13 protein-coding genes are annotated in these 19,112 nt (G+C 48.2%); 10 read left to right on the top strand and 3 right to left on the bottom strand.

What is annotated here, in order from left to right; all coding sequences use genetic code 11:
- Window positions 1-211: 211 nt before the first annotated feature.
- Genes fdnG through fdhE form a run of 4 tightly spaced genes read left to right on the top strand, consistent with a single transcriptional unit; the run spans window position 212 to window position 5,656 of the window.
- Entirely contained in the window at window positions 212-3,229 is a 3,018-nt protein-coding gene (gene fdnG, locus ACUZ8J_RS10520) for a formate dehydrogenase-N subunit alpha (RefSeq protein WP_446693783.1), read from the top strand.
- Window positions 3,230-3,231: 2 nt separating this feature from the next.
- Window positions 3,232-4,134 carry a formate dehydrogenase subunit beta gene (gene fdxH / locus ACUZ8J_RS10515; protein ID WP_133181055.1) on the top strand — a complete coding sequence of 301 codons (903 nt, stop codon included), beginning with the start codon at window positions 3,232-3,234 and terminating at the stop codon, window positions 4,132-4,134.
- The gene (locus ACUZ8J_RS10510; protein ID WP_446693782.1) at window positions 4,131-4,754 is read left to right on the top strand and encodes a formate dehydrogenase subunit gamma; all 624 of its coding nucleotides are present in this window, start codon (window positions 4,131-4,133) and stop codon (window positions 4,752-4,754) included. Before fdxH ends, ACUZ8J_RS10510 begins: the two co-directional genes overlap by 4 nt.
- Window positions 4,755-4,756: 2 nt before the next feature.
- Window positions 4,757-5,656, top strand: a complete 900-nt coding sequence (gene fdhE / locus ACUZ8J_RS10505; RefSeq protein ID WP_446693781.1) for a formate dehydrogenase accessory protein FdhE — start codon at window positions 4,757-4,759, stop codon at window positions 5,654-5,656.
- Window positions 5,657-6,829: 1,173 nt separating this feature from the next.
- Here fdhE and ACUZ8J_RS10500 read toward each other — a convergent pair.
- Window positions 6,830-7,885 carry a DNA-binding protein gene (locus ACUZ8J_RS10500; protein ID WP_446693780.1) on the bottom strand — a complete coding sequence of 352 codons (1,056 nt, stop codon included), beginning with the start codon at window positions 7,883-7,885 and terminating at the stop codon, window positions 6,830-6,832.
- 205 nt (window positions 7,886-8,090) lie between these two features.
- Here ACUZ8J_RS10500 and ACUZ8J_RS10495 point away from each other — a divergent pair, with 205 nt between their 5' ends.
- The 5 genes from ACUZ8J_RS10495 (at window position 8,091) to ACUZ8J_RS10475 (ending at window position 15,545) form a co-directional block, all read left to right on the top strand.
- Entirely contained in the window at window positions 8,091-9,098 is a 1,008-nt protein-coding gene (locus ACUZ8J_RS10495) for a site-specific integrase (RefSeq protein WP_446693779.1), read from the top strand.
- 157 nt (window positions 9,099-9,255) lie between these two features.
- Window positions 9,256-10,194, top strand: coding sequence for a chromate resistance protein ChrB domain-containing protein (locus ACUZ8J_RS10490; protein WP_007645340.1), 939 nt, complete (start codon window positions 9,256-9,258; stop codon window positions 10,192-10,194).
- The gene (gene chrA / locus ACUZ8J_RS10485) at window positions 10,187-11,554 is read left to right on the top strand and encodes a chromate efflux transporter (RefSeq protein ID WP_007645338.1); all 1,368 of its coding nucleotides are present in this window, start codon (window positions 10,187-10,189) and stop codon (window positions 11,552-11,554) included. The genes ACUZ8J_RS10490 and chrA overlap by 8 nt, the downstream gene beginning before the upstream one ends.
- Window positions 11,555-11,607: 53 nt before the next feature.
- A complete protein-coding gene (locus ACUZ8J_RS10480) occupies window positions 11,608-12,357 on the top strand; it encodes a superoxide dismutase (protein ID WP_007645336.1) in 750 nt (249 codons plus the stop codon).
- Window positions 12,358-12,557: 200 nt separating this feature from the next.
- A complete protein-coding gene (locus tag ACUZ8J_RS10475) occupies window positions 12,558-15,545 on the top strand; it encodes a Tn3 family transposase (RefSeq protein ID WP_446693778.1) in 2,988 nt (995 codons plus the stop codon).
- 143 nt (window positions 15,546-15,688) lie between these two features.
- Here the strand turns inward: ACUZ8J_RS10475 and ACUZ8J_RS10470 are convergent, their stop codons facing one another.
- Both ACUZ8J_RS10470 and ACUZ8J_RS10465 read right to left on the bottom strand, forming a co-directional pair.
- Window positions 15,689-16,984 carry a tyrosine-type recombinase/integrase gene (locus ACUZ8J_RS10470; protein WP_446693777.1) on the bottom strand — a complete coding sequence of 432 codons (1,296 nt, stop codon included), beginning with the start codon at window positions 16,982-16,984 and terminating at the stop codon, window positions 15,689-15,691.
- Window positions 16,985-17,045: 61 nt separating this feature from the next.
- Complete coding sequence (locus ACUZ8J_RS10465) at window positions 17,046-17,264, bottom strand: hypothetical protein (RefSeq protein WP_446693776.1); 219 nt, start codon at window positions 17,262-17,264, stop codon at window positions 17,046-17,048.
- Window positions 17,265-17,435: 171 nt separating this feature from the next.
- Between ACUZ8J_RS10465 and ACUZ8J_RS10460 the strand changes: the two genes are divergently transcribed.
- Window positions 17,436-19,022, top strand: a complete 1,587-nt coding sequence (locus tag ACUZ8J_RS10460; protein WP_446693775.1) for a DUF3369 domain-containing protein — start codon at window positions 17,436-17,438, stop codon at window positions 19,020-19,022.
- The last annotated feature ends 90 nt before the right edge of the window (window positions 19,023-19,112 follow it).

Genomic DNA, 19,112 nt, shown 5'->3' with positions numbered 1-19,112 from the left:
AGGCATTAATCTTGTAACCTCGCAACAAATCCTTTTATTTAGATATTTATTCCATTGAAGGCTTAATGTGATTTTGATTACCTGTTAGAAATTGTCATTATTAGTCACTTTTTTATACTCGCACCATGAGTAGGGTTAAGTTCTCTACTCAAGCCTGCAGCGTATTCGCTGCAACTTGTGAGCACATTAAAAGAGAGTGTGTGAAATGACAATGAATAGACGACAGTTTTTTAAACTCTGTGCTGTAGGAGCCGCGACTTCTGCTATTTCTGCACTGGGGTTGATGTCCGAAAAGGCATTTGCATCCGTCAGAGGTTTTAAATTACTACGCGCAAAAGAGACGCGTAACAATTGTTGCTACTGCTCTGTGGGTTGTGGTTTGTTGATGTACAGCCATAGCAGCAACGGGAAGAATGCGGAGCAGAGCATTTTTCATATTGAGGGTGATGCCGATAATCCGATTAACCGCGGTGCTCTGTGTCCTAAGGGCGCAGGCTTGGTTGACTATGTAAACAGCCCGCACCGTTTGAAATATCCCGAAGTGCGTTTACCCGGTTCGGATAAATGGCAGCGCATTAGCTGGCATGAGGCTTTTAAGCGTATCGCAAGACTCATCAAAGACGAGCGTGATGCCAATCTGGTTGAGAAAAATGCCCAGGGGCAAACCGTTAACCGCTTAGTCAGCCTAGGCATGATGACCTCATCGGCCCAAGCAAACGAAGGCTGTTACATCACCCACAAGTTCGGTCGTGCCATTGGTATGCTAGGGATAGATAACATCGCCCGCGTTTGCCACGCCCCAACACCGGCCGCAATGGCGCCCACCTTTGGCCGCGGTGCTATGACTAACCACTGGGCGGATATGAAAAATACCGATCTGGCCATTGTGATGGGTGGTAATGCTGCAGAAGCACATCCCGTCGGCTTTGGTTGGGTGACAGAAGCGATGGAGCATAACAACGCCAAGTTGATTGTGGTCGATCCTCGCTTTAACCGCAGTGCCGCCGTCGCCGATTTATATGCGCCTATTCGTTCGGGCACTGATATTGCCTTCCTGCTCGGCATGATCCGCTATCTGCTCGAGACGCAGCAAATCAACCTTAACTATGTCAAAGCCTATACCAACGCCACGTTTATCGTGCGGGAAGACTTTGAATTTAACGACGGTTTATTCAGTGGCTACGACGAAGCTAACCATAAATACGACCAATCCACTTGGTTCTATGAGTTAGATGAAGAGGGCTACGCTAAGGTTGACCCTAGCTTAAGTCATCCTCGCTGCGTGATTAATCTGCTGAAAAAACACGTTGATCGCTACGATCCTGATACAGTGTCCAGCATCACGGGTACGCCGAAAGACGCCTATCTTGAAGTGTGTCAGCAAATTGGGGCGACCCATGTTGACCATAAAGCCGCAACCTTCCTGTATGCACTTGGTTGGACTCAGCACAGCGTCGGCGCGCAAAACATCCGCACCATGGCGATGATCCAATTGCTGCTTGGCAATATGGGGATCATGGGCGGCGGCGTCAACGCGCTGCGTGGTCACTCAAACGTTCAAGGCGCGACAGACTTAGGTTTATTGTGCCAAGGATTACCTGGCTACCTTAAACTGCCTCAAGATAAAGATGTTGATTTACAAAGCTATTTAGCCCATTACACCCCAAAAGCCTTAAGGCCAAACCAAACCAACTATTGGCACAATTACCCAGCCTTTACCGTGTCGTTGTTAAAAGCGTTTTTCGGTGATCATGCCACCGCAGAAAACGATTATGGTTATGACTGGCTGCCAAAGTGGGACCAACAGTACGATATCAATAAGCAAATCGACATGATGGTTCACGGTGAAGTTAATGGCTACTTTATCCAAGGTATCAACGCACTTAACTCCCAGCCTGATAAGCAAAAAGTGTCTAAGGGCTTATCTAATCTGAAGTTCTTAGTAGTGCTCGATGCGCTGGCAAACGAAACCTCCAGCTTCTGGCGTAATGCGGGTCAGTTTAACGATGTGGATACCACCAGCATTCAAACTGAAGTCTTCCGCTTACCCACAACCTGTTTTGCTGAGGAAAGTGGTTCAATTGCTAACTCGAGCCGTTGGTTACAATGGCACTTTAAGGGCGCCAATCCACCCGGCGAAGCCTTATCTGATCCGGCAATTCTTTCTGGCATCATGCTGGAATTAAAACGTTTATACCGTGAAGAGGGCGGCCGTTTACCTGAGCCTATCGAAGCCATCAAATGGGATTATGCGATGGAGCATGAACCCAGCTCCGAGGAAATCGCGCAGGAGATGAATGGCTATGATCTCACGACCGGTAAGCTACTCAATGGCTTCTCCGAGTTAAAAGCCGATGGCTCAACCTCATGCGGTATTTGGGTTTACTCAGGCATGTGGACCGAAGCGGGCAACCTCATGGCACGTCGCGATAATAGCGATCCATCCGGCAAAGGCATTACCCCGAATTGGTCATTCGCTTGGCCTGCAAACCGCCGTATTTTGTACAACCGCGCCTCCTGCGACGTGCAAGGTAAGCCGCGCGATCCTAGCCGTGTGCTGCTCGAATACAAGGACAACAAGTGGCAGGGCATTGATGTGCCAGACTTTAATGCCAAGTTGAATGCGGAAGATTCGGCCCATCCTTTCATCATGCAAGCCGATGGCGTTGGCCATTTATTTGCCCTGCGTGACTTAAAAGATGGTCCATTCCCAGAGCATTATGAGCCGTTCGAATCGCCACTGGCGAGTAACCCACTGCATCCTAAAGTCACCAATAACCCGGTGGCGCGGATGTTCAAAGGCTTACGTGAAAGCTTTGGTACCAACGAAGAGTTCCCCTATGTCGGCACTACTTACTCGATGACGGAGCACTTCAACAACTGGACCACGCATTGCCAGCTGGCCGCAATTACCCAGCCACAACACTTTATCGAAATCGATGAAACCTTGGCGGCAGAAAAGGGCATCAATAACGGTGATTGGGTCAAAGTGAGCTCTAAACGCTCGCATATTGTCACTAAGGCCTATGTCACTAAACGACTCCAACCCATGATGGTTCAGGGCAAAAAAGTCCACACCATTGGTATTCCACGCCATGGCAGTTACGAGGCCTTGACGCAGAAGAGTTATATCGTCAACGAGCTAACTTCATCTGTGGGCGATGCCAACACCCAAACCCCTGAATATAAAGCATTCCTTGTGAATATTGCCAAAGCGGAGGGCTTCTAATTATGGCTTCTCAAGATATTATCCGCATCTCAGGCACCACGGACATCACCCCCGCGTCTCAAGCACGCATTGGTGCGGTCCAGCAGGTGACTAAGCTGTTTGATGCGACTAAATGCACCGGCTGTAAGGCCTGTCAGGTTGCCTGCTCCGAATGGAATGACCTTCGTGAAGATGTCGGTACTTTCCAAGGCAGTTATCAGAACCCGATGATACTGTCACCCGAAAGCTGGAACATTATGCAGTATCACGAAGTGATGGATAACAATAAGTTGCGTTGGCAATTTACCCACACTGCCTGTATGCACTGTGCCGATCCAGCCTGCTTAAAAGCCTGCTCAACTAGCGGCGCGATTGTGCAACATGCTAATGGCACAGTGGACTTTGACTCGAACAAATGTATTGGCTGCGGCTATTGCGCCAGTGCCTGTCCTTTCAATGTGCCTAAGATCAGCGCCAAAGATAACAAAGCCTATAAGTGCACCCTGTGCTCCGATAGGCTCGCCGTTGGCCTAGAGCCTTCCTGCGTTAAAACCTGCACCGTAGGAGCACTGCGTTTTGGTACCCGCGAAGACATGTTGTTCTATGCTGAAAAACGCGTCGAGCAGTTAAAGGAGCGTGGTTTCAGCAAGGCGGGACTTTATAACCCCGAAGGTGTTGGCGGAACGCATATGATGATGATCCTCCACGACATCACACAACCCGAAACCTATGGTATGCCAAAGGATCCGCAAATCCCCGCCGCCACCGAATGGCGTCAAGATTGGCTCAAACCTTTAGGCACCGCAGGCTTGCTCGCAACGGCGGCGTTCGCCCTGATGCACCGCATTGCGGTAGGGCGCAACATCGTCGAAGAAGATCAACCCGGTTACATTGATGCCGGTGTCAAAGAGGAGGAAAAGCAATGAGTCATAAAGAGATGATAGTGCGCCATAAGCTCGATGATCGTCTATGTCACTGGACCATAGTCTTTGTGGGCTTAGTGACCTTTCTAACGGGATTCTCGTTTTTTTACCCTTCGTTCCAGTGGCTGAGTGGCATTGTTGGCACCCCACAACTGGCAAAAGTGATGCATCCATTCTTCGGGATCGCCATGTGTTTGCTGCTGGCGGTGATGCTGATCCGCTATTACCAGCACAATAAGTGGAATAAGTACGATTTGCCCTGGATGAAAGCCGTGGTGTGGGTGTTACTGCAAAAAGAAGAGAACATTCCGCCCGTGGGCCACTACAACCCAGGTCAGAAAATGTTATTCCGCGCCTTTGTGGTTTTTGTACTGGCGTTTCTGATCAGCGGTATCATGATGTGGCAACCTTATTTTGCTCCCATGTTCTCGGCAGAAGCCGTCAATTGGGCCACCTTAGTCCACTCGGCCTGCGGCATATTAATGCTGTTATCCCTAGTGGTACACGTATGGATGGCCTGCTGGATTGAAGGCTCGATCACAGGGATGCTTTACGGCAAAGTCTCGAAGGCTTGGGCCCGTAAGCACCACCCAGCCATGTTAGAAGAACACGAGGGAAAATAGCGATGAAGATGGCCAGCGATATCCCGTTAAGTTTTGTTGATAAATCCCCCTTGGCATTAAAACCGCTAAAAGCGGCAAATCCTGAGAAAATTTACCAACATAGAGCACGTCGTTTAGCCCAATTAGCGCAGGATTCTCCGCTGGCGGATTATCTCAAGCTCTGCCAAATCCTAGTGTCGACGCAGCAAAAACTTGCGGCAACGGATATGGGCACAGCACCAATGATTGACGCAGAGGTGCCATATCCGTTGTCCCTAAGCCAAACTCAAACGGCTCAGGATTGGTTAAAAGCATTGCAAGCATTGCTAACAGAATTGGTATCTCAAGTGCCCGCGCATTTAGTACCTGTTCTCCAGGAGTTACAGCAGCAGTCGCCAACTCTATTGCTAGAGTGGGGCACTCAACTGAGGCAAGGGGAGTTTAGTGCCGTGCCTGCACAGTTCAGCCTATTTATTTGGGCGGGATTGTCCTTGTATTGGTCACACTGGGCACCCATGGTGATTGCGCGAATGGATGTGAATAAGGTTAAACAGTCTAGCCTTTGCCCGGTGTGCGGCAGTCATCCCGTCGCCAGCATGATTGTCGATAAACCCCGCGAAGGGCTGCGTTATCTGCATTGCAGTCTGTGCGAAACTGAGTGGCATTATGTGCGTGCCCATTGTACTTGCTGCGAACAATCTCGGGAGATGTCCATTTGGTCCTTTGACGATCATAAAGCCAACGTGCGAATTGAGAGCTGTGAGACGTGTAAGGGCTACACTAAGATGTTGTTTACCAACCGTTTGCCATTATTAGATGCAGCTGCGGATGATATCGCAACGCTGGGGTTGGATGCCGAGCTCAATGCAAAGGGCTATGGTGCGACAACGGTAAATCCGCTGTTACTTGCACATGAGGCCTAACCAATAAAAAAGGATTGAATAAACAAGGCTATGGATGGCCTTTGATAAACATGTTCCATTCGGTCACCACTTAAGTTGTGACCGAATGATCATTGACTGTGATATCAAACTCACTCATCGATAAAGTCAGAGTGGGGCGGTTATCAGGTTTTTTGGCATACGGTGTATCGATTTGAATGCCCCTTCGCATTATCTCTAACACAGTACGGCCCCTTCATTTTATATCCACATTATCAAGACGCTAATGGTTATAAAACACCATGTGGAATGCCTAGATGAAACAATATTGGATTTTGCGGAGCTGAGTTTAAACTGCTTTATTTATAATTACTTAGCTAAATATAGTGGTTATATTGTGTCAAGATTACACTCGGCATTACAAAGTTTTTCTCCACAAAGCGAACCAAGAAGCTTCAATCATTCCATAAGCATACTTTCACTCCATAAGAATATTTTCGTCGCTCAAACCCGTTTGTCTAAACCTAGAAATCCTGCGACAAACAACAATAGCATTATTCATCTTGCACTCGAATGCGACAGGGATTTCGAGCGGGGAATTGAAATCATCATTCAAGCCAACAGACTTCTTTGTGTGGTAGGTTTAATAGCATTGAATCGTAATGCTCTGGGAATTTGGATAATTTAGGCGCATTGCACAACAGGCATTTTGCTCAAAGACGATTCAACTGATGGTAGATTGCGGGGATCTGCGTATTGTGAGTTTTCACCAAAAATAGGCGTGACTAAACAACGCGATTTAACCAGGTAAATCAACGCACTCATTAATAGCGCGTTAAGCGAGTCCATCTGAACTTATCGCTAAATCATCAATCCTTGTTAATCACAATCCTTTAGTCACATTCGTGCGCTACGTGAAATCTGCACAACTTGCAGGGCAATCCTAGCCAAATATTCGCGTAGAAACGCCTTAGATAAATCCATTAAACACATCCTTAGGCTGATGATTAAAAATCAACGGTGAGTGTTAAAACGAGGGGCATTCTTAACCCTTGATGTGAGTGACTAATGAGAGGGATTAATGAAACTCTGTCATTTGCATACGGAAGGTAATCAACCATATTGAGGTCCGGCCGGTAAAAGCGTTGGAATTAGCCACTTTGCAAATAAGACATTGATTCATTTAGCTTTTCTGACAAGGGCTGGATAAAATCCTTACCGAGATAGCGAATCCTGAAGCTGCTTAAACTGTCCCTGAATCACCGCTTTTTCCTGAAGAATCAACCTGTTCTCATCGGACAGAGCTTCCACTCTATTCTGAGAGACTATCAGATCCGTTTTAGTGGCCTCCAATGCTTGGGATAGTACGGCCACTTGCTTATCGGCATCTGCTTTCTGGCTGGTAAGTGCGGCAATATTATCCGCCAGTTGTTCACTTTTATGTTGCTGCTCCCGGCTTTTTGCCGAGGCGTCGTTAAGTCGATGCTCCAAGTTCTCGATATCGACCACTTGTCTATCCAAGGTGCTTTTGTTCATCGCATTGGCCTGTTCGAGCTCATGCGTTTGTCGTTGTAAGTGCGCATTAGTGTCTATCAGTTCGGACGCGCTTGACTCGGCTTGGATGAGCCGGTGTTGCAGGTCTTGAATCTGGTCTTTCAGGCCCCGGTTAACCACGTGGAATTGCTCGCGTTCCTGCTGCCGATCTTCGGCGGTGCGTTGCTGGTAGTGTTCAAAGTGATCACGAATATCCTTATTTTCCTGCTTGAGTTCTGCAACGCTTTCCTTTAATTCAGCAGTTCGTGAAAGGGCTTCGTCGCGTTGAGCCTCTGCCGTTGCTAGCTTAATGCGTACATCTTCCAGGGACTTGCTTTGCAGGGCTTTTGCTTCGGTAATTTGCGATAGCTGGGCGTTCAGATCCTGTTGGCGGTCGGTAAGCTGCGCGATGCTGTTACGGGCCTCAGTCAATTCTTTCCGGAGTTGATCATTCGATGCCTTGAATTCGTCGCGGGATTGCGCGATGCGCTGGTCGGCCATCTGCTGAACCCGTTCATGTAAGGCTTTTACTACCTCGACGAGATCATTCGGCAACCCGCTCACATCGACCACCTCCCCATTATCTGACCGCCAGCGCTTGAGTAGTGGTGCAATGGTGCTTTTGCTGCCGGTTCCCAAATGCTCGCGGACACGATCTACGGTAGGCTCCTGGTTCTGGATTTTGATAGCCTCTGCGGCTTTCGAGACATCGTAGTAAGTGATTCCGGCGCGAGCCATGACAGTTTCCCTCGGTGATTATTTAGTAACGTATTACATAGCACGTAATATAACATAATATATTGACTTTTATGCAGCCAATAAAAATTAAATAGTAACCTTCGATAATGAATGTTATCGTGGGTTATGAGTGAGAAATGAAAAATTGATGTTTGTAACACCAGTACATTGGTGCCTTCCAGCGACCCACAGAAAAGGGATAACCATGGATAACTACACACCCAAACTCACATCGGATTCGCCATTGTGTAGTGAGCAATCAGTTTTGCCGTCGCTGGCAGAATCCGACTCACTGCGCCACTATCTGCAAGCGGCGACCTCCAATAACACGCGAACGGCCTACCGTTCAGCGATTCGGCAGTTCGAAAAATGGGGCGGGCGGTTGCCCACGGATCGGGATACTCTGGTGCGTTACCTGGTGGCCAAGGCCGATGTGCTGAATAGCCGGACTCTCGCCCTTCACCTCACGGCCGTTAGCCAATGGCACCACTACCAAGGGTTGACTGACCCGGTTCGTGATCCGCTGGTATGTAAAACCATGGAGGGCATTCGCCGCACCCATGGACAGCCCAAGCGCAAGGCCAAGGCGTTGCGCTTGGAGCACATCGCCCAACTAGTAAATTACTTGCGGCACTTACCGGACAACAAAAAGAAATACCGGGATATTGCCTTGGTACTCACCGGGTTCTTCGGCGCCTTGCGTCGCAGTGAGCTGGTTGCTCTTCAGGTCAATGATCTGGTTTGGGAGCCGGAGGGGCTACTCATCCGGTTGCCGCGCTCCAAGACCGACCAGCAAGGCATGGGTTTAATGCGAGCTTTACCTTACGGAAAGGCCGCTTGTTGTCCGGCTACCGCCGTGAAAACTTGGTTAGATGCAGCGGGCATCACCAACGGTCCGGTGTTTCGTCCCACCAACCGCTGGGATCACATTCAGGAAAAAGCGCTGGCTCCAGGTGCGGTCAATGCTTTGCTCAAAACGCTGGGGCAAGCCTGTGAGTTTGATTTTGTGCCTGAACTCAGTAGCCACAGTTTCCGTAGAGGGTTATCCACATCGGCAGCGCGTGAGCGAGTGGATTTTGAGTTGATCAAGAAACAAGGCGGCTGGAAGAGCGATGCCACCGTCTGGGAGTATATCGAGGAAGGCCAGCAGCTCAGCAATAATGCGTCAATTATCTTAATGGAGAAGATGGCAACCCTGATGGATGCTGAATGATTCGGTCAACATTCGGGGCAGAATCAATGTATCGGGCCAAACCCAAATACCAAAGCTGGTAATGTTACCGCCACGATCATGGATCATTCTGGCCGCTTTACACCATCGATAAAATATTGTAGATTTTCCTACCTTTGTGTAACTAGATCTACAATATATGAAATGGGTATTACTGATCTTATCCCTGCCCACCCAAAACGCGACAGTGCGTATGCGGGTATGGCGAACCCTCAAGTCCTCCGGTGCAGCAGTATTGCGTGACGGCGTTTATCTGCTTCCCCATCGACCAGAACATCAGCAATTGTTCGATGGCTTGCTGCAAGAAGTAGAGGCAAGTGAAGGCTCAGCCTATGTGCTCCTGGTCGATACCGAAGATGCTGGCCAATTCAGCGGCCTGTTTGATCGTCAGGATGATTACGCCCATCTTTTACACGAGCTGCCCCCAATAAAAGAATTGGCCAGTAGTTCCCTGCAAGAAGCAACCAGACAGCTGCGTAAACTGCGCAAAAACTTCACCGCTATCGCCGCAACGGATTTTTTCCCCGGTGAAGCGCAGGCACAAACCCAGCAGGCGCTGCAACAGCTTGAACTTCAGCTCAATCGCCAGTTATCGCCCAACGAACCCCATGAGCACACCGGTGAAATCCCACGGTTGGATATCAGCCTCTATCGCGGGCGGTTATGGGCAACCCGTCAACGTCCCTGGGTGGATCGCCTTGCCTGTGCCTGGCTAATCCGCCGTTTTATCGATCCGGAGGCTCGCTTTGTGTGGTTGCAAGCACCGAAGGATTGTCCCGCCGATGCGCTGGGCTTTGATTTTGACGGAGCCAGTTTCACTCACCTGAATGGCAAGGTCACTTTTGAGGTTCTGCTTGACAGTTTTAGGCTCGATCACCCCGGCTTAACGCGCTTGGGAGCCTTGGTGCATTTTCTGGACGTAGGGGGTATCCAGCCCAGTGAAGCCAGTGGGCTGGAGCAAATCCTGTGGGGATTGCGCAACAGTATTCATGACGACGATCAACTCATCGCCACGGCTAATGGTGTCTTCGATGCCTTACTGGCTGCTTTTACAGATAAGGAAACACACCATGAGTAACACCACCGAATTAATAGCTCACCAGCCGGTTGAAGCGCCTGCGCCGGTCAGTTTTTGGGAAGCCTTCCGTTTCTGGTTAAAGCTCGGGTTTGTCAGCTTTGGTGGCCCGGCAGGCCAAATAGCCATCATGCACCAGGAGCTGGTGGAGCGCCGGCGCTGGATCAGCGAAAAACGGTTTTTGCATGCGCTCAATTACTGCATGGTGTTGCCTGGTCCGGAGGCGCAACAACTTGCCACTTACATTGGCTGGTTAATGCATCGTACCTGGGGCGGTATAGTGGCGGGTGTGCTGTTTTTGTTGCCATCACTCTTCATTTTGATTGGACTCTCGTGGGTATATATCGCTTACGGCGACGTAAGTTGGGTAGCCGGTTTGTTCTACGGTATCAAACCGGCGGTGACTGCCATCGTCGTGCATGCCGCCCATCGCATTGGTTCACGCGCGTTGAAAAATAATGTGATGTGGGCGATTGCTGCCGCCGCGTTTGTGGCCATTTTTGCACTCAATATCCCATTCCCTTACATCGTGATTGCAGCGGCACTGATTGGTTATTTGGGTGGGCGGTTTCTACCTGACTACTTCAACAGCGGCGGTGGCCATGGCAAGGCTGATAAATCCTTCGGCACCGCGTTATTCGATGATCACACACCCACGCCCGCGCACGCCATGTTCCGCTGGTCGCGTTTCAGCATGATCTTGATCTCCGGTGCATTACTCTGGGCTGTTCCGCTGTTTGCACTTTGGAGTTATTTCGGTTGGGATCACACACTGACACAAATGGCCTGGTTCTTTACCAAAGCGGCACTACTCACTTTCGGTGGTGCCTATGCGGTATTGCCCTATGTTTATCAGGGTGCGGTCGGCCACTATGGTTGGCTCACGCCCACGCAAATGATCGATGGCCTCGCGCTCGGTGAAACCACACCAGGGCCGCTGATTATGGTGGTGGCCTTTGTCGGTTTTATTGGGGGATATGTACAAGCCGTATTTGGCACCGACATGGTATTTCTCGCGGGCGCAGTAGCCGCCACCATTGTCACCTGGTTTACCTTCTTGCCCTCGTTTATTTTTATTTTTGCGGGTGCCCCCTTTATTGAAACGACGCACAATGATTTGAAATTCACTGCGCCACTCACGGCCATCACGGCGGCGGTGGTAGGTGTGATCTTGAATCTCGCCCTGTTTTTCTGTTACCACATTTTGTGGCCAGAAGGCTTTGATGGGCGGTTTGAATGGATATCAGCGGTAATTGCTGTTGCAGCGGGTATCGCATTATTTCGTTACAAAATGAATGTGATGAAGGTGATTGGCATGTCGGCGCTTGTTGGGCTTGCGGTGTCGTTAATGGGGATTAATTAAGTCATCTTTCGATCTGCTCGAACTCATTGCTTACACTTAACGGAGGAAAACCAATGAATGATTTTAACCAAAACAAACGTGATTTCCTGGCTACCAGTGCGACCGCTGCCGCAGGGTTGCTTATTGCATCGGCATCAAATGTTAGCGCAGCTGAATCGTCGTCTCAGGCAGCACCTAAAGGAGCAAATTGGATGATCACCGAAATAAAACCAAAACCTTTATCCTTCAATGCCGCAAAATTAAAAGGCCTTTCTGCCAATTTGATCGAGTCGCATTGGACTAACAATTACAGCGGTTCGGTAAAAACATTGAATGCGGTGAATGATCAGTTGAGTCAGGCACTCGCAAACCCCGACACGCCAGCGTTTCTCTACAATGATCTCAAGCGGGAGCATTTGATTCGCACAGGCTCGGTCATTTTGCACGAATTATATTTTGATAACCTGGGCGGTAATGGCAAAGCCGATGGTGAATTACGCTCAGCTTTCGCCAAACAATTTGGTACTTTTGATCGCTGGGAAACCGAATTCCGCAAAATCGCCCAAGGCTTGGGCGGTGGTTCCGGGTGGGTTGTTCTGGGGTATAACACGCATTTCAATAAGCTGGAAAATTATTGGATGGGTGATCACGCACATTTCCCGGTAGGCACAGTTCCGTTGTTGGTCATGGATATGTATGAACATTCTTATCACATGGACTTTGGCGCGGCTGCCGGTAAATATATTGATGCTTTTTTCAATAATATTAATTGGGATGAGGTTGCTCATCGGCTCCAAGCCACTCACACGAAGACAACATCCTAAAAACGCTATTGGTATGCCTTCTCTTAGGGGGCATACCATTCGCTTCGGCGCAACCAATCAAGGACACGGACGTTATTGATCCGGCGCTGAGTGACGTGTGACTAAATTAAGAGAAAACCAAATGGCGACCAGAAACCTGCAACTAGCCCACCTGCGAAAACTGTCCCAACTGAAACTGCCATTAACAAAGTAGCGGATCGATGGCGGCCATTTACCAGACAGCCTATCCGCGGATCAAGTCAGATATCACGCATGTCGAGTTAGGGGATGTCTACACACCGACACCGGAAGAGCAGCAGTTTGCTGTGAAACATTGCAAACGGGCGAGCACTTCCTTTCTGGGATTACTAATCCAGTTAAAGACGACCCAACGATTAGGCAGATTTGTCACATTGGGTGAAATTCCAAACGTCATCATCGCACACATCAAAAGCCAGTGTCGTTCAAGAGCATCATTCAAGGATCTTCAAACCTATTACGTGTCAGGGGCAAAGGATCGTCATGTAAAACTGATTCGACGTTATCTCGATATAAAACCCTACGATGCAGCCAAGACCTCCGGATTAACAAAGGGTTGGGCGCAAGAGGCAGCAACAACTAAAGAAGCCCTGCCGGATATCATCAATGTCACGTTGGAATACTTGGTCAAGGAGCGATACGAGTTGCCAGCGTTCAGCGTGCTTGAGCGAATCTGCCAAACAGCCAGAGCGGAAGTCAACACCCGGTATTACGGTCAACTGTGTGAATTTTTGACGGCTGAAAGTCGCCAGTGCATCACGGATATTCTCCGTTCCAGCACCGGGCCGAATGGTTTTGGCTGGAGCACGCTGAAAAATGAACCGAAACGCCCAACTCCTCGCAATATCCATGCGTACATCCACTACCTGGAATGGCTGACCTCCCTGCAAACACTACTGCCTGCGGATTTGGGGTTGCCACCGGTGAAACACCAGCAGTTTATCGACGAGGCCAAGGCCCTGGATTACGCCGAATTGATGAAGCTAAAGCTGAACAAGCGACTCGCTCTGGTCATCGTTTTAATCCGACACCAATACGCACGAACTCTGGATAATGCCGCCGATATTTTTATCAAACTGCTGTTAAAAATGGATCGCTCGGCGCAGAAACTGTTGGAGAAATACCTTGCAGACCATCAAAAGCAAACTGATCATTTGATTTCTGTGCTGACTGGAACGGTCAAGGTTTATTTGGATAAACCCGAATCGGTGTCAGCTTTTGATCCTGTCCTGGGAAAGAACAGCGATCAGTTGCTGCAAATGTGTGAACACTACATGGCGTTCGCGGGTAACAACTACTTGCCGTTCATGGTTCAACTCTACAAAAAGCAGCGATCAACGTTGTTTCGCACGATTGAAATACTCAATCTGGCTTCGTCCACGGAAGACAAGGATCTGCTGAATGCATTTCAATTTATTTTGAAATACAAACAACGGCGCGCCGAGTTCCTGTCCATTCAAAGTGATCCAAACGATCCATCCTCCAAAAATGTCATCAACATTCGCTGGATTCGCGAAAGCTGGTGGAAACTGGTCACAGGAAAATCGACTAAATCAGCGCAAGTCACCGAGGTCAATAAAACCTGTTTTGAGCTGTGTGTGTTTGAACGGATCGCCGAAGAACTGAGTACCGGTGACTTGTTCATTCCCTACAGTGAAACCTTCGATGATTACCGGGAGCAAATGATCACCTGGGAAGAATACGAGGCGCAGCTGCCTACCTATTGCGAGGAGGTAGGACTTATCGCCGGTGATACTGAATTTGCAAGAACACTGAAGGAGTCCATGGAGGCGAGCTGCCAGAAAGCTGATAGCCAATTTCCAGAGGATGAACTGGTCCGTATAGAAAACGGGAACCTGATTATCGGTAAACCAAAACCGGATCAACCTTCGCCAGAGGTCGAAGAAATTGGAGCGCTCTTGCGCGATCGCTTGGACAAGATCAACCTGCTCGATGTAATCATTAATGTCGAAAAATGGTTGAACTTGAACAAACATTTTGGCCCGTTGTCGGGTTTCGAGTCACGTATCAGCGACCCGGTGTTACGTTTTGTTCTGACTGTGTTTTGTTACGGCACCAATATTGGCCCTACCGAAACCGTGCGATCCGTGCAGGGTGTGTCGCGCAAGCAAGTTGCATGGCTTAACTTAAAGCGCACTACGGAAGCCCGTCTCGATAAAGCGATTGCTAAGATCAACAGCGAGTACAAGAAATACCGGCTCATTGAGTGTTGGGGTTCGGGCAACAGTGTGTCCGCTGATGGCAAGCTCTGGGATCTCTACGAAGATAATTTACTATCGGAATACCATATTCGTTACGGCAGCTATGGCGGCATTGCCTATTACCACGTCTCAGACACCTACATTGCGTTGTTCAGCCGGTTTATCCCCTGTGGTGTCTACGAGGCGATTTATATCCTGGACGGTCTGCTCAACGACGAATCAGATTTTAATCCAGACACCGTTCACGGGGATACGCAGGCGCAATCAACACCGGTATTTGGCCTGGCGTACCTACTGGGCATCAAGCTCATGCCGCGTATCCGAAATATCAAAGATCTCAGCTTCTACAAGCCTGACCGCGCTATGGTGCTTAAGCATATTCAGTCCTTGTTCAAAGAGCCTATCAAGTGGGACCTTATTGAAAAGCACTATGCGGATATGATGCGAACAGCTATGTCCGTTAAAGCAGGAAAAATTACCGCCTCGACAATCCTGCGCCGGTTCGGCACCAAGAACCGGAAAAACAAGCTGTATTTTGCGTTCCGCGAACTCGGGCGAGTGGTCAGAACTATGTTCCTTTTGGAATACATCACCGATGTTGATCTACGCAAAACGATCCAGGCAGCGACCTGTAAGAGTGAGGAGTTCAACGAGTTTGCACGTTGGTTGTTTTTTGCGAATGCCGGAAAAATTCCCGCTAACCTAAAGCATGAGCAAAGCAAAATCGTGAAATACAATCATTTGCTGGCGAACTTCACAATCCTATACAACGTGAACGCGATGACGGAAGTGTTTAACCAGTTGAAGTCGGAGGGCCACAATATCACCCGCGACCTCATGGCCGCATTCTCGCCGTACCATACCGAGCACTTGGGCAGATTGGGAAGCTTTGAGCTGGATTTGACCAAGCAGGTTAAACCAATGTCATTTGAGTTGCTGGTTGATTAAATCTTTATTATTCAGTTAGTTATACTCGAAGTGGCTAATTCCAACACTTTTACCGGCCGGACCTCATATTCACCTATATTATTTAACATAATATACATTGTACGCAGTTTTGTATGGGAGGGATTTGGGATGCCAGCGCGGTACTAGTCAATCCCTCGTAAATGGTCTAATGGCTTATTGAAGGCGCTTTCGTGTCTTTCTATTTGTGTGGTATGCAAATATTTCGATGTGGTGTCGATACTCTCATGGCCAGCATCGGCTTGTACGTGTGACAACGGCCGACGATTGATATTGATATCATGAGTGATCCCCGTGTGCCGAATGTTGTGCGCGGTGAGTTTTCGCATTTGCTCAGCATCCTGGTTAAAGCCATCGGTTTGAGCATTATCCGCGGCGAGATTGATAATGGTTTGAATGTCTTCACGAATTTGCCGGATCCCGAGATTGGCATTTACAAGACCCGCGTCGCGGCCACGACCGGCGGCGCGATGGCGAACAAACAAAGGATGATGTTCACCTTGGCTTGGAAAATCTGACAGCCCCAAAAATTGCCTGTATTTAACCAAACCAACGAGTAACGCCTTAGAAATCGCCACGCTACGTTTTTTCCCACCTTTACTGAGTGGAATGTGAAAACTCCAAATTCCAGTCTGTGGATTTTGCCTAAATTGCCCCATAACGGGCGAATAGCCAACCCGAGCCGAAACATCTGAAATTCGCAAATAACAGGAATAAATCAATGAAATCAAAAACAAACTACGTTGGTGTAATTCAGGTGTCGTTTCTGCCAGATGAGTCACTGTGCTCATCACATAGGACCACTGTAATTCTGTGAAAGCCAAGCTGTTTTCATCTTCATCAGTTTGTCTTTGATACTGCTTGTTTTGCGCAAAACGACTGTGATTCAACCAAATTTGCGCAGGATTACGCTCGCAAAATTCCTCGCTCATTAAATAGCTATAAAACGAGGATAAAATAGCAATCTTGGTCTTTAAGGCGTTATCGCTCAGTACATAAGGCTGTACTTGCCCAAGGGTTTTCTTGCCGACAAATGGCCGCCAAAGGCTGTTAGGCACTCGCTCATCCCGCAATTTATCGAGTTTAAACTGTGGCACGTTAAAGTAACCGATTAGCGTTATTGGTGGCGCCAAGCAATAATCCACATAGCGACTCATATCCTTACGCAACACCTGTGTGGGCGACATTTTCGCGACATCAAAACACCAATGTAGGAACGTTGTTACTTCACTCCGATAGGCTTTGTAGTTGTTTTCACTGTGTTTTTGCTCGAATAACCAATCAGTTGCGTGTTCCATTACTAAACCCGCATCAGGTACATCTGCAAGGCTGACTTGTGTGATGTATTGATTCACCACACTGTTTCCGTCTTGTATGAATTGAATTGAATCAAATAATGGTAATACTGGAGGAAGCTGCATATTAACTTTAAAATTTAATGGTTTATTGCATGATAATACTTAAATGCAAATGCCGATAACGTTATTTATCGGCATTAACCAAAAACTCAATTTGTGGACAGCTCATTTGTGTACATTGCTGGCAACCGATGCGTTTTTGGCAGCAAATCAGACAAAGCTGCCAGACTTTACGTTTTGATTGACTATCGAGACAAGAAAAGTCCGCCGCACATAACGTACCTTCGCGAATAAGCTGCGCGAGTTTTTCCTCTGATATGGATAGATTGATACGTTCAGCCATATAAATCCCCTGCGATTAACCCTGTGTCGATAATACTAAAATGAGAATAGTTATCAACAAGCTTAATGCAATAATGCTAACTCCCCCACTATCTTAATTATTTTCAACTGATCTGATTGGCTTCTACTACACTCTAACTGTGTGCTGCTCCTTTACGTGTTGAGGTACCGGATGGTGATTGATCTTACAAACAAAAAGCCGTTGTTCTCCACTAAGAAAACCACTGAAACATCTACCTCTGGGGCCCCCTGGAAGATCCTTGTTGTCGATGATGAGCCCGATGTCCATACCGTGACTAAACTCGCCCTTTCCCGTTTTCGCCTCGATGGCCGTGCCCTCACCTTTATTAATGCCTACAGTGGCGAACAGGCAAAGGATCTGCTCGCCCATGAACAAGATATTGCCGTTGCTTTTATCGATGTGGTGATGGAAAGCGACCATGCGGGACTCGAGCTGGTTAAATGGATCCGCGAAGTGCAAGTGAACAAAAATATTCGACTCATTCTCCGAACAGGCCAGCCCGGACAAGCCCCCGAAGAGGATGTAATAGTCAACTACGATATCAATGATTACAAAGCTAAATCTGAACTCGATTCCCGCAAACTCATGACCAGCGTCTACTCTGCCCTACGCTCCTATCGCGACATTATGGAAATTGAGCAAGCAAGGCGAGCGCAAGTGAATCATCGTAAGGGCTTAGAGCGGGTGCTTGAAGCCACCTCGGGTCTCTTTGAACTCAGAACCTTACATCGATTTGCCGATGGCCTACTCACTCAAGTTGCGACTCTGCTTAATCTTGATACCGAAACCTTGCTGCTGACCTGCAATGCCATGGATGCGATTAGTGGTCATGTGGATACGGCTGAAATCGAAATCCTCGCCGGTACAGGGCAATTTGCCAATAGCCCTTCACATAAAGAGCTCCCTGAGCATATTGCCACGCTGTTGCGTAGCGCCTTAATGCAAAAGCGCTGCTTGTACGAAGACAATTGTTTTATCGGCTATTTTCCAACAAAGAGCGGCCTTATTAACCTGCTTTATATGGATGGCATTGATAAAATTGATGATTTGGATAAAAAGCTGGTCGATATCTTTGCGATAAATGTCGGGGTTGCCTTTGAGAATCTCCTCTTAAATCAAGAGGTGGAAGACACTCAATCAGAACTGATCTTGCGTTTGGGCGATGTGGTCGAGAGTCGTTCTAAAGAAGCCGCCAATCATGTTAAGCGCATGGCGGAATATTGTGCCCAACTGGCGTTACTGGCGGGGTTAACCGAGACCGAAGCCGACTTGTTGCGCCGCGCCTCTCCAATGCACGATATAGGTAAAATCGCGATCCCCGATGCGGTATTACTTAAACCTGGCAAATTAGATGACCAAGAATGGTCTGTAATGCGTCAGCACCCCAGCATTGGATACCAGATCCTCGCCAATTCCGAACGGCCAATTTTAAAAGCTGCGGCGATTATCGCCCTACAACACCATGAAAAATTTGACGGCTCTGGCTATCCAAGCAATTTAAAACAAGATCAAATTCACATTTTTGCCCGCATAGTTGCTATCGCAGATGTGTTCGACGCCCTATCACACGCACGATGCTACAAAGCTGCCTGGCCATTAGAGGATGTTATTGTCGAAATGCGTAAAGGTGCGGGTAAACATTTTGACCCAGATTTGCTCGAACTCTTTATCAATAACATCGATATCTTTGTTCGAGTCAAAGATAACTGGAAGGACCATGACGAGTCATTAAAATAACCTTAAAAATCAGTATCAACTGAATGGTAAATAGCTGTATCTGCTATTTCTTCAGCAAAAACTCACGAAATAAGGTTTTATTTGGCTCAA

The organism is Shewanella sp. Koi 1, assembly GCF_052907445.1.
The sequence above is the reverse complement of the archived record's forward strand: the minus strand, read 5'-3'. Positions and strand labels throughout refer to the sequence as shown.

What these genes read in the sequence shown, in the direction of transcription:
- fdnG (WP_446693783.1), top strand. Translation starts at nt 212, where the DNA reads ATGAATAGACGACAGTTTTTTAAACTCTGTGCTGTAGGAGCCGCGACT.
- fdxH (WP_133181055.1), top strand. Translation starts at nt 3,232, where the DNA reads ATGGCTTCTCAAGATATTATCCGCATCTCAGGCACCACGGACATCACC.
- ACUZ8J_RS10510 (WP_446693782.1), top strand. Translation starts at nt 4,131, where the DNA reads ATGAGTCATAAAGAGATGATAGTGCGCCATAAGCTCGATGATCGTCTA.
- fdhE (WP_446693781.1), top strand. Translation starts at nt 4,757, where the DNA reads ATGAAGATGGCCAGCGATATCCCGTTAAGTTTTGTTGATAAATCCCCC.
- ACUZ8J_RS10500 (WP_446693780.1), bottom strand. Translation starts at nt 7,885, where the DNA reads ATGGCTCGCGCCGGAATCACTTACTACGATGTCTCGAAAGCCGCAGAG.
- ACUZ8J_RS10495 (WP_446693779.1), top strand. Translation starts at nt 8,091, where the DNA reads ATGGATAACTACACACCCAAACTCACATCGGATTCGCCATTGTGTAGT.
- ACUZ8J_RS10490 (WP_007645340.1), top strand. Translation starts at nt 9,256, where the DNA reads ATGAAATGGGTATTACTGATCTTATCCCTGCCCACCCAAAACGCGACA.
- chrA (WP_007645338.1), top strand. Translation starts at nt 10,187, where the DNA reads ATGAGTAACACCACCGAATTAATAGCTCACCAGCCGGTTGAAGCGCCT.
- ACUZ8J_RS10480 (WP_007645336.1), top strand. Translation starts at nt 11,608, where the DNA reads ATGAATGATTTTAACCAAAACAAACGTGATTTCCTGGCTACCAGTGCG.
- ACUZ8J_RS10475 (WP_446693778.1), top strand. Translation starts at nt 12,558, where the DNA reads ATGGCGGCCATTTACCAGACAGCCTATCCGCGGATCAAGTCAGATATC.
- ACUZ8J_RS10470 (WP_446693777.1), bottom strand. Translation starts at nt 16,984, where the DNA reads ATGCAGCTTCCTCCAGTATTACCATTATTTGATTCAATTCAATTCATA.
- ACUZ8J_RS10465 (WP_446693776.1), bottom strand. Translation starts at nt 17,264, where the DNA reads ATGGCTGAACGTATCAATCTATCCATATCAGAGGAAAAACTCGCGCAG.
- ACUZ8J_RS10460 (WP_446693775.1), top strand. Translation starts at nt 17,436, where the DNA reads ATGGTGATTGATCTTACAAACAAAAAGCCGTTGTTCTCCACTAAGAAA.